Source organism: Hymenobacter psychrophilus (assembly GCF_900107135.1).
Lineage (GTDB): Bacteria > Bacteroidota > Bacteroidia > Cytophagales > Hymenobacteraceae > Hymenobacter > Hymenobacter psychrophilus.
In genome coordinates this window covers 267,625-279,493 of the sequence record NZ_FNOV01000005.1, presented here as the reverse complement: position 1 = coordinate 279,493, position 11,869 = coordinate 267,625, and the positions used below count along the sequence as shown (strand labels likewise).

Below are 11,869 nucleotides of genomic sequence, written 5' to 3'. Positions count from 1 at the left end.
GCACGGCACTTGCCCAAGTTGTACCTTGGGTCCGGCTCCGCCGTAAAGGAGCCCTGGTTCGGGGGCTAAGCCTGTCATTGTGGCACCCGGACTCCCTTTTTTGCCCGTCTTTCTACCTCGCATGAGTTATTCAACCCCGCTTAACGCTTCTTTATCCTCGTTACTGCTGATGACCGACGACTCCACCGAAATGGTATCCATTGTGGCCGCCGACCCCGACCAGCCCCTGCCCCCCGGCGAACAGCCCGAGGTGCTGCCGCTGCTGCCGGTGCGCAACACGGTGCTGTTTCCGGGTGTGGTGCTGCCGGTTACGGTAACGCGCAAAAAGAGCATCCGGCTGGTGCGTAAGGCCTACAAAGGCAATAAGCTAATCGGTGTGGTGGCCCAGAAAAACGGCCAGTCCGACGACCCCGCGCTGGCCGATATGTACCAGGTAGGCACGCTGGCCCGCATTCTGAAAATGCTGGTGCTGCCCGATGGTAATACGACCATCATCATCCAGGGTCAGTCGCGCTTCCGCATCGAGGAGGAAGTGCAGACGACGCCTTACCTTACGGCCCGCGTCAGCTACGCACCGGAGGCCTTTCCGGCCAAAAGCTCCAAGAGCCTCAAGGCGCTGGTGTCGTCGCTCAAGGAGGCGGCCTCGCGCATGCTCAAGCTGAACCCCGAAATTCCGCAGGAAGCCCAGGTGGCGCTTGATAATATTGAGTCGCCGGCTTTCCTGACGCACTTTTTGTCGTCTAACCTCAATGTGGAGGTGAGCGTGAAACAGCAGCTACTCGAAACCAACGACGGCGTGGAGCGCGGCACCAAGCTGCTGGAGCTGATGCTCAAGGAGATTCAGCACCTCGAAATCAAGCGCGAAATCCACACCAAGGTCCACACCGACATTGACCAGCAGCAGCGCGACTACTTCCTGCGCCAGCAGATAAAAGTGTTGCAGGACGAGCTGGGCTTCGACGGGCCCGAGCAGGACGCCGACAAGCTGCGCCAGCGGGCCAAGGGCAAAAAGTGGCCCGAAGCCGTGGCCAAGCACTTCGAGAAGGAGCTCGATAAACTCAGCCGCCTCAACCCCCAGGCCGCCGAGTATCCCATCAGCGTGAATTACGTGGAGTACCTGCTCGATTTGCCCTGGGGCGAGTACACCAAGGACAACTTCAACCTCAAACGCACCCAGCGCATCCTCGACCAGGACCATTACGGGATGGAGAAGGTGAAGGCCCGCATCATCGAGTACCTGGCCGTGCTCAAGTTGAAGAACGACCTGAAAGCGCCGATTCTATGTCTGTACGGCCCGCCCGGTGTGGGCAAAACCAGCCTCGGCAAATCTATTGCCAAGGCGTTGGGCCGCAAGTACGCCCGCCTGAGTCTGGGTGGCGTGCGCGACGAGGCCGAAATCCGGGGGCACCGCAAAACCTACGTGGGGGCCATGCCCGGCCGCATTATCGCCCAGATCAAGAAGGCCGGCGCCGCCAACCCGGTTATCGTGCTCGATGAAATCGACAAGCTGGCCTCCGACTTCCGCGGCGACCCCAGCTCGGCGCTACTCGAAGTACTAGACCCCGAGCAGAACTCGACCTTCACCGACAACTACCTGGAGGTGGAGTACGACCTGAGCCGGGTGCTGTTCATTGCCACTGCCAACTCGCTCGACACCATTCAGCCTGCCCTGCGCGACCGAATGGAAATCATCGACCTGACGGGCTACACGCTGGAGGAGAAAAGCCAGATTGCCAAGAAGCACCTCTGGCCCAAGCTGCTCGAAGAGCACGGCCTTGGCCCCAAAGACGCCAGCGTGAGCACCGCCGCTCTGCAGCGCGTGATTGATGATTACACCCGCGAAAGCGGCGTGCGGAGCCTGGAGCGCAAGCTCGGCGGACTGGTACGCAACGTGGCCAAGAGCAAGGCGATGGAGGAAAGCTACCCCGCCACGCTGCAGCCCGCCGACGTGCAGCGCATTCTGGGCGCGCCCATTTTCGACCGGGACCAGTACCAAGACAACGAAACGGCCGGCGTAGTTACGGGCCTGGCCTGGACCAGCGTGGGCGGTGACATTCTGTTCATTGAGAGCCTGCTGAGCCGGGGCCGGGGCAAACTCACGCTCTCGGGCCAGCTCGGCGACGTGATGAAGGAATCGGCCGTAACGGCGCTCAGCTACCTGCGCAGCCGGGCCGACGAGCTGGACATCGACTACCGCCTTTTCGATCAGTACGACCTGCACATTCACTTCCCCGAGGGCGCCGTGCCCAAAGATGGCCCCAGCGCCGGCATTGCCATTTTCACGAGCATTGCCTCGGTGTTCACGCAGCGCAAAATCCGCAGCCACTTGGCCATGACGGGCGAAATAACTCTGCGTGGCAAGGTGCTGCCGGTGGGCGGCATCAAGGAGAAAATCCTGGCCGCTCGCCGCGCCGGCATCAAGGACATCATCCTCTGCCCCAAAAACCGCAAGGACATCGACGAAATAGCCCCTCACTACCTCCAAGGCCTCACCATCCACTACGCCGACCGCGTGGACGATGTGCTGCGTGTGGCTTTGCTGGACGAGCAAGTGGCGCACCCCATGAAGCTGGTGGTGCGCGACGAAGCGCCCGCGCCGTTGGGTCCGAGCGTGGAGGTGCAGTGATTTAATTAGTAATTAATAATGAGTAATTAAGAATTGAAAAGGCGCGGAAATGACGGGCAGCACGTTCAGGTAGCCACATTGAGTTATCTTGCAAAGGGTACTCGGTTCAAGCTAAGAAGATAGACCTTGCTTGTTTCAAGGTCCCTTATCTTGACTGTCGCCCAACTTCCAATCTGTCATAATTCGCTGGTTCAGTCTGAGCAATTCTTAATTATTCATTCCTAATTACTAATTAAAAAGATGCTCCTACGCCGCACCGCCGTTATTTTTGCCACTTCGGGCCTGACGCTGGGCGCGGCGCAGGCCCAGATTGGGGGCCAGCGGGCCTTCTCGTTTCTGAACCTGCCCGTTAGTGCCAAGCTGGCCGGGCTGGGCGGTGTCAATACGTCGTCGCGGGATGCCGATGGCACTATGCTCTATGCCAACCCGGCCCTGCTCAACGCCGATATGGACGGCCGGCTGGCCCTGGGCTTCGTCGATTATCTGGCCGACATCAAGCAGAGTACCGCCGTATACGTGTTCAACACGGCCAAAGCCGGCCGGGTAGGAGTGGGGCTGACCTACCTCAACTACGGCGACTTCGAGCAGTTTGACCCGGCAGGCAACTCGCTGGGCCGATTTACGGTGAACGAGTATGCGTTGAGTTTGTCCGACTCCTACACCTCGGGCGTGTTCACGCTGGGCGGCACACTGAAGCTGGCCGGCTCGGGCATTGCCGGCAACCATTCCTATGCCGCCCTGGCCGATGTGGGCGGCCTGTTCAAGCACCCCACCCAGGATTTCACGGTGGGTTTGGTGGTGCGTAACGCCGGCGTGCAGCTCAAAGCCTACGATGGTGCCGACCGGGAGCCCATGCCCTTCGATGTGGAGCTGGGCGCGTCCATCAAGCCCGAGCATCTGCCATTCCGCTTCTCGCTGGCGGCCCACCACCTGCAGCAGCTCGATATTGTGTACCTCGACCCCAGCCAGCGTGGTCAGATTGACGAAAATGGGACTGAGGTGAAGCCCAAAAAGACCCTGGGCGACAAGTTGGCGCGGCACTTCGTGGTGGGCGGCGAGTTGCTGCTGAGCAAAAACCTGAACGTACGGGTGGGCTACAACCACCTACAGCGCCGCGAGTTGCGCCTCGATAATGCGGCTGGTGGGGCAGGCTTTTCGTTCGGGCTGATGCTACGCATCAGCCAGTTTCAGTTCGACTACACCCACGCTGGCTATCATGCTTCTGGAGGTGCCAACTACTTCACCGTCGCCCGCAACCTCGACTCGCTGTTCAAGAAACAGCCCTAGCAGTTGGCTGTTGTCTGTAAAGTCATCCTGGGCATTCCGTTCAACCTGCGGAATACTCAGGACAACAAATTACTATATCAGCCTTTCCTCCAAACAGTAGCTCCATACATGCTTGAATCCGCGGAATTTTTGACCCCGGCCCAGATTGTGGCCGAACTTGATAAGTACATTATCGGCCAGCACGAAGCCAAGCGCCACGTGGCCATTGCCCTGCGCAACCGCTGGCGCCGCCTGCGTGCCGCCCCCGAAATGCGCGACGAAATCGTGCCCAATAACATCCTCATGATTGGCTCGACCGGCGTGGGTAAAACCGAAATTGCCCGCCGCCTGGCCGGTATTTCCGGCTCGCCCTTCGTGAAGGTGGAGGCCTCCAAGTTCACGGAAGTTGGCTACGTGGGCCGCGACGTGGAGAGCATGGTGCGCGACTTGGTAGAGCAGTCGGTGAACATGGTGAAAACCCGCCGCAAGGAAGAAGTGAAAGTCCGGGCCGCGCAAATTGTGGAGGAAGTTATTCTCGACATCCTGATTCCGCCCGTAACCGGCGCGACTGGTGCGGCTCCTAAGCCGGCTCTTGGTTTCCCCACCACCACGGCCCCCGGCGAGGTGCCCGACTCCGACCAGGAGCTCAACGAGCGCACCCGCGAGCGGTTCCGCGAGAAAATCCGCAACGGGGAGCTCGACGACCGTAAAATTGAGATTCAGGTGCAGCAGGGCGGCGGCGGCATCAGCGTAATGGGCGGCGCGCCCGGCGGCATGGATGAGGCCAGCATGGCCGGCATCCAGGATATGCTGGGCTCGATGATGCCCAAGAAAACCCGCAAGCGCAAAGTAACCGTGGCCGAGGCCCGCAAGCTGCTGCTCGACGAGGAAGCTGCCAAGCTCATCGACATGGACGAGGTAAAGGACGAGGCCGTGCGCCACGCCGAAAACTCGGGCATCATCTTCATCGACGAAATCGATAAGGTAGCCAGTAAGAGCAGCAAGGGCGGTGGCGGCCCCGACGTAAGCCGAGAGGGTGTGCAGCGCGACCTGCTACCCATCGTGGAGGGTTCGGCCGTGAGCACCAAGTACGGTATCGTGAACACCGACCACATTCTGTTCATTGCCGCCGGTGCCTTCCACGTCGCCAAACCATCCGACCTCATTCCCGAGCTGCAGGGGCGTTTCCCCATCCGCGTCGAGCTGCAAAGCCTGACCAAGAGTGACTTCTACCAGATTCTCAAGGACCCTAAAAATGCCCTCACCAAGCAGTACGAGGCACTGTTGCAGGCGGAAGACGTGGAGCTGACCTTCGACGACGAGGCCCTCGAACGCCTGGCCGAAATTGCCTTTGAGGTGAACAGCGAAGTCGAAAATATCGGTGCCCGGCGCCTGCATACCGTTATGAGCCGTTTGCTCAACGACATCCTCTTCGATGTGCCCGACAAAATCGGCGCCCACGCCCGCATCCTCATCGACCGCGCTTTGGTTGAGGAACGGCTCAATGACATGGTGCGTAACCGCGACCTGAGCCAGTATATCCTCTGATTTGCTTGGCAGGTGCAGGTTGTTTGACAACCGCATCTTTTTGCTGAAATAACGAGTGCCGTTCAACAGATGCCTAACTCACCGCGTAACACCTGCGGAGGGTAATGCCTGTTGAACGGCACTTGCTCTTTCACCACCTCATTATCCCACCTCATGCATTACTACCTCATTACCGGGGCCAGCCGGGGCCTGGGCCGGGCACTGGCCGAAGCCGCACTGGCGATGCCCAACACCGCCGTTGTTGGCATATGTCGCCACGCCACCATCAAGCACGAGCGATACCAGCACCAGCCCCTCGATCTATCGGACTTGGCAGCCGTCCAGCACAACCTGCACAAAGTCTTTGCCCGCTTCCCTGATGCTACTAGCCTCACGCTCATCAATAACGCCGCTGTGTTGGGCGAAATCGGCTATCTGGGCGAGCAGCCCAACGAACATTTTGAGTTCGTGTTCGATGTAAATCTGCTGGCCCCGGCCATGCTGATGAACACTTTTCTGAGTGCTTATCAAGGGCGCGATTTGCCGCGCACTATTCTCAACATTAGTAGCGGTGCTGCCCAGCGGGCCGTCGATGGGTGGGGCGCTTACTCTGCCTCCAAAGCTGCCCTCGATGCCCTCTCGCGCACGGCCCAGAAAGAGCAGGAACTGCGCGGTAGCGGCGTCTGGATCCGCAGCCTCTCGCCTGGCATTCTCGATACGCCCATGCAGGAGCATATCCGTTCAGCCGACGCCCAACACTTCAGCGAAGCCGCCAGATTTGCGGACCTGTATGAAGAGGGGAAATTAGCACAGCCAGTTGAAGTAGCAGAAAAAATCATTGGCTGGCTTGAAAAGGGAGAATTGGGGAGTGAGGTAGTGATGCCTTTACCAGGAGTTTGAAGCCCTGTTGATTATAATGATAAAAAAAGCCTCGACCTGTAAGGTCGAGGCTTCTTAATCTAACTAACCGAATGCACCACTAACTACGTACGATAACGGCAGTGAAAAAGCGCGTCACAAAGCTGCCATCAGGTAGCACTGCATCAACCTGCAAAGTATACGTATTAGTTGCGCGGGATGAGGCAGGAGCACTTCCAGCACCTACTATCGGACCATCGGCCGTATTACGTAACGAAGAAACTGGAATTTGAACTGTAGCTACGCCACCAGTTACTGGTACAATATCAAGGGTCTTAAACTTGGGCACAAGAGCAACTCCGTTATCAACATTGTACCGACTAATTATGCGCACGTTGGTCGCACCATCAGCCGCAATTTTCAGCGCGATATCACCACCTACTTTGTAATCGGAAGTAGCTTTATCAATATTGTCGTCAAAAATAATTTGCGTCTGCGGTGTCGGAGCCCGGAAGTTGGGCTCTTCTTTTTCGCAACTAGCCAGCGTGAAGAAGGCTGCCGTAAAAACAAACAGAATAGTAAGGAGACGTTTCATGAAGCAAGGGAGTTGAAGAGGAAATAATTTGGGGCGAGCCAAAACCCGCCCCAAAAGGGTAGTGCTTACTTGCCTGGATCCCAGAAGACGGAGGGAGTAGTCAGGTTGGCACGGACCGGCGTGTTGCCGGGGTTGGCCACCCGCTCCAGATCGGAGTAAGGTAGAATGCGGGGAATTACGCCGTTGGTCACGTCGTTGGCAGCCGGTGCAAGCTGGGGAAATCCCGTCCGGCGCCAGTCAGTCCAGGGCTCTACTGCTACGCCGTAGTTGGCCACAAACTTTTCCTCGATGATCTGCCGGAGCGCAGTACCGGCAGTAAATGCCGGTACTGCCGCAAGATACGTGGTGATGCTGGCTGGTGCTACGCCTGCATTCGTCATGGAAGCCCGCACGCCTGACTCATAATTAGTACGGGCCGCGGCTAAGTTACCGGTACGCGTATAGTACTCCGCCAAAATCAGGAAGTGCTCCGCCGCCGTCAGCATACGGATTGGTGCTGAGCCCGTGTAGTTGGTGGTAGAACCTGGCGCCAACGGGCCGCGCAGGTACACGTGCATGCGCGAAAAGGCCGTGTTTGGTGGTCCTGCTACTCCCGTGCCATTGCCGGCACCCGTGTATTGATCAGGTGCTGGCGGAGCGGGTGCTGGCGAAGGAGTGAAGTAGAATGGACGGCGCGGGTCGGCCTTCTGGTTCATCAGCGTCACCAGAGTAGAACTGGGGAAAAACGTATTCGGACGCTGTCTTTCGAACTGGTCGATGGGGTTCTGACGGTTAGCCGCACTTTCGAAGGCTACCTGGAAGTTGTCCGCGTTGGTTGTAATGAAGTTGCCGGGGGTCTGGACGGCCTGCGCAACCAAAGCGGCTAACTGCGAATTGATTTCCCCAGACTTATTGGGATAGTAGTGAATGTAGAGTCGCAGCTTGAGGGTATTAGCCAGCCTGCGCCACTTGGCCAAGTCACCACCATAAACCAAGTCGTCGGCACCAGGCTTATCAACCGATTCGCCGTCCAGATCCTTAACACCTGCGTCGATCAGCGTAATTAGGTTGGCATATATCTGCTGCGAAGGGTCGTAACCCGGCTGCACATTCCCCGCGAACTTGAGCGCGTCGGTGTATGGGATGTCTCCAAAAGCGTCGGTTGTAACGCTGAACAGGTACGCCTGCATAATTTTGGAGATGCCGGCATACTTCGGGCTGGTTGTCTGCGTCTGCTCAATGAGCTTCTGCATGTCAGCCAGCGCCCCACCATAAATGCCCGCGCGCCACGCATTGTTCAGGTCAGTCGCCGTTACATTATAGCGGTCATATTCGGCGGTCTGAACGCCCGAGCCACCCTGTCCGGAGAATTGCTGCACGAACAGCGAGGAGAAGCGGTGAATATCGGAGCCCATCAAGAATCCGAGGTGCGATTGTGCTGCTACCAGCACATTGGCCGCCGGCGCGGCCAGCACTGCGTTCGGGCTCTGGTTTATGTCCAGGAAATTATCACAAGACCCCAATAGGCCTAATGAAAGCGCGAACGCGGCATATTTAGTAAAAGGAGGGAAACGCATATGAGTCGGAGAGGAAAGTTAGGTTAGAAAGTAAGGCGAATGGAGCCGCCGAACGTGCGGGCCTGTGGCAACGCGTTAAACTCCAGGCCCTGTGAGTTGCTCTGCCCCTGAGCATTCACTTCTGGGTCGATGTGCGGCACATTGGGTGCGTACAAGAACAGGTTACGGGCATTCACGCTGAGTTGCACCCCACCTAGGAAGGTTTTGTTGGTGAGGCTCTGTGGTAGCGAGTAGGTTAATGCCACTTCCCGCATGCGGATCCATGAAGCATCGAACACTACGAATTCTGCCTTACCGAAGCCATACAAATCATCGAAGTACTGCTCAGCCGTGATTTGCACGTTGTTCTGCACGAGGGTACCATCGGCCTGCGGAATTAGCCCGTCAATGACGTACACATTGCTCCGGTCGCCGGTTTCTTCGGCTGCTCCCTGACGACGCAAGTCGCTCACGTTGCGCGAAATAATGTCGCCACCGTACCGTATGTCAAGTAGCGTAGTCAATGACAAGCCCTTGTAAGTGAAAGTGTTGGTGAAGCCGCCCGTCCAATCTGGGTTTGGGTCACCTACGATCTGGTTGTCGAGGGCTAGCTGGGCACGACCCTGGCTGGAGAGAAGCAACTGTCCATTTTCGGCCCGCTGGAATACCGAACCGAAGATTACCCCGTAAGGCTGGCCGGCAATCAGACGCGTGCTTGGTGAGGTAAAGCCTCCCAGCGTAATCTGCTCTACTCCGGGAGCCAGCGAAATTACCCGGTTCCGGATGCGGGTCCAGTTAATAGAGTTGCTGTAAGTGAAGTTGCCGATTTTCACCGGCACGGAGCTGATCAATAGCTCCACTCCTTTGGCCTCCGACTTGCCGATGTTCTGGAAAATGTTGGTGAAGCCCGAGGCTCCGGCTACCGGCACCGTAAAGATGATGTCCTTGCTCTGCTGGTTGTAAATAGTGGCTTCAACATTCAATCTGCCGCTGAAGAAGTTCAAGTCGGCTCCCACTTCGTACGTAGTGGTGAACTCCGGACCCAGGTTGGGATTGCCGCCCGTGTTATCATACGACAATCCTAGCTGGTTACGGAAGGGGAAGTTGAGCGCTGGGCCGAAGCCATCGGCCGGGTTGTTGTTCGAGGCGTAATAAGAATCAGTGGAATACACCGGCGCTTCGCGGCCTACCTGCGCGGCAGCCCCGCGGATCTTACCCGAAGTGAAGATGCGGTTGTCTTTCAGGCTCGGAATAAGTTCGGTGAAGACCAGGCTGGCCGAAGCACTCGGGTAAAAATACGAGCGTTTGGCGGCGCCGAAGGTGGACGAGTAGTCATTACGACCAGCAAAGCTCAGGAAGGCGAAATCCTTGAATCCGAGTTGCAGGTCGCCGTAGAAACCAACCAAGCGCTGATTTTCCTGTTGACCGAAGGGTAAGATATCGATGGTGTTGGTGATGTTATCGAATCCGCGGATCTGGATATTACTGCCTGTAACCCGGTTATCGGTGAGGCGCCGTTGGTTGATTTCGTTGCCCAGCAGCAGGGAGGCCGAGAAGTCCTCAGTGATGTTGCGCTTGATGGTCAGGTTCAGATACGAGCTCAATTCGCGACGCGTAATTGTTTGGTCGCGGATGTTGCCAATTACTGAGGGCGTGCCGTTGGCAATGCTGGTGCCCCGGCTGTCGCGGGCGTTAACGTACTTGATGTTCTGGGCGTAGGTATCGGTTCCCAGTTTGTAGTTCAGCGTCAACCAGTCGGTGAAATCATACGCCAAATTGATGTTGCCTACTATCCGATTCAACTCATCATCATAGGTGTTGTTTTTGATAGTCCAGAGCGGATTGTCGTCCGTGCTGTACCAAGTGTTGTTGGGCGTAAAGGTTCCGACAACCGCGGCACCCTGCTGGCCACCATTAGGTAGTTCAAACGGGTACTTCCGTACGTCGAAGGTGCGGGGTATGAACCACGTCCGGAAGAATGGGTTGGCCAACTGGTTGCCCTGCGGCGTGCGCGAAGACGCGTTGTTGGTGAAAATTACGCTCACACCGGTCCGCAACTTCTCGGTGAGGTCGGCGCTGCCGTTGAAGGTCACCGTGTTACGCTTCAGGTCGTTGTTATCGAGCACGCCTACCTCGTGCAGGTTGCCGTAGGAAGCGTAGTAGCGGGTGCGCTCGGTAGCACCCGAGAGCGAGACGTTGTTCTGGAAGTTGGAGCCCGTTTTAAAGATATCCTTGACGTTGTCCGGGTTGATAGTCAACACCTCATCTTCACCCCGGTAGTTTTGAACCGTCTGGCCCGTCACGAGCGGACCCCATGAACCCTGGGCAATCCGGTTGAAATCACCCCGAGCGCCTTGTCCGTAAGCGTTCTGGTAGTCGGGCAGCCGGCCTGTTTTTACTACGTTATAGCTGGAAGTAACTGTAACAGATTGCTTCTTGTTGCCCAGCGTAGCGCCCTTCTTGGTAGTAATAATGATTGCCCCGGAGGCAGCCCGCGACCCATAAAGCACGGCTGCTGCCGGGCCTTTCAGGATCGATACCGATTCGATATCATCCTGGTTGATATCAATGGCGCGGTTCGAGTTCGATACGCCACCCTGCAGGGCGTTAGCGCCGCCGCCATTGTCAATCGGAATGCCGTCTACTACGAACAGGGGCTGGTTGCTGCCGTTAAACGTCGTCAGGCCACGGATGAAGATGTTGGACGATGCGCCTACCATGCCATTGGAGGCCTGCACGCGGACACCCGCTACTTTACCGGCCAAGGAGTTCACGACGTTCGTCTGCCGGGCCTGCGTAAGCTCTTCGGCCTCAATCTGCGACACCGAATAACCAAGGGACTTCTTTTGTTGCTCGATACCCAGCGCCGTTACCACTACCTCGCTCAGCTGCTTCGAGTCGGAAGACAGGCTTACGGTGATAGTGTTGTCGGTACCAATCGGCCGCTCCACAGAAACGTAGCCGATAGAGCTGAAAACCAGCGTACCGCCGGTAGCGGGCACCGTCAAGGTGAACGAACCGTCAGCATTAGTGGAGATGCCGTTACTTGTCCCTTTCAAGAGGACTGTAACTCCTGGCAGGCCCTCACCAGTAGTGCGGTCGGCGACCCGACCCGAAACCGCTCTGGTCTGCGCAACTACCTGCGTAGCCGAGAGGGCTACAAGCGGTAAGACAGAGAATAGAATTCTTTTCATGGAAAATGAAAAATTAGTAAGAGAAGAGCAGAGAAGCTGGTATGAAGCGAAATGTGGAAGAGTATTTCTTGCGAATATGCTAATATATGGAGGATAAAATAAATCCTGCAACTTCCTAATAAGGATTTGTGAAATTTAGATGAACATACCTAAATAAGCACTCGTGCATATGTAGCCAGGTCAGGCTGCGGCGCAGGTCAAATCTAAAAAAAGCCGGTTCCGGCACGCAACAGCCATGTTTAAAGCATTCAGTCGCCTTCGTTCCTCG

Annotated in this window: 7 protein-coding genes; 4 read left to right on the top strand and 3 right to left on the bottom strand. The window is 57.0% G+C overall.

The window, feature by feature from the left end; translation table 11 throughout:
• Positions 1-121: 121 nt before the first annotated feature.
• The 4 genes from lon to BLW21_RS09620 all read left to right on the top strand — a co-directional run bounded on the left by lon (position 122) and on the right by BLW21_RS09620 (position 6,319).
• Entirely contained in the window at positions 122-2,626 is a 2,505-nt protein-coding gene (lon, locus tag BLW21_RS09635; protein WP_175470915.1) for an endopeptidase La, read from the top strand.
• Between the two features lie 240 nt (positions 2,627-2,866).
• A complete protein-coding gene (gene porQ / locus BLW21_RS09630) occupies positions 2,867-3,913 on the top strand; it encodes a type IX secretion system protein PorQ (protein ID WP_092739396.1) in 1,047 nt (348 codons plus the stop codon).
• Between the two features lie 108 nt (positions 3,914-4,021).
• The gene (gene hslU / locus BLW21_RS09625; RefSeq protein ID WP_092739394.1) at positions 4,022-5,440 is read left to right on the top strand and encodes an ATP-dependent protease ATPase subunit HslU; all 1,419 of its coding nucleotides are present in this window, start codon (positions 4,022-4,024) and stop codon (positions 5,438-5,440) included.
• Between the two features lie 153 nt (positions 5,441-5,593).
• Positions 5,594-6,319: an SDR family NAD(P)-dependent oxidoreductase gene (locus BLW21_RS09620; RefSeq protein ID WP_092739392.1), complete on the top strand. Its 726-nt coding sequence runs from the start codon at positions 5,594-5,596 to the stop codon at positions 6,317-6,319.
• A 79-nt stretch (positions 6,320-6,398) separates the two neighbouring features.
• Here the strand turns inward: BLW21_RS09620 and BLW21_RS21125 are convergent, their stop codons facing one another.
• The 3 genes from BLW21_RS21125 to BLW21_RS09610 form a co-directional block, all read right to left on the bottom strand.
• Entirely contained in the window at positions 6,399-6,872 is a 474-nt protein-coding gene (locus BLW21_RS21125) for a hypothetical protein (protein WP_139255150.1), read from the bottom strand.
• A gap of 65 nt (positions 6,873-6,937) precedes the next feature.
• Positions 6,938-8,428, bottom strand: a complete 1,491-nt coding sequence (locus BLW21_RS09615; protein WP_092739390.1) for a SusD/RagB family nutrient-binding outer membrane lipoprotein — start codon at positions 8,426-8,428, stop codon at positions 6,938-6,940.
• A gap of 23 nt (positions 8,429-8,451) precedes the next feature.
• Complete coding sequence (locus BLW21_RS09610) at positions 8,452-11,601, bottom strand: SusC/RagA family TonB-linked outer membrane protein (protein ID WP_092739388.1); 3,150 nt, start codon at positions 11,599-11,601, stop codon at positions 8,452-8,454.
• Positions 11,602-11,869: the final 268 nt, after the last annotated feature.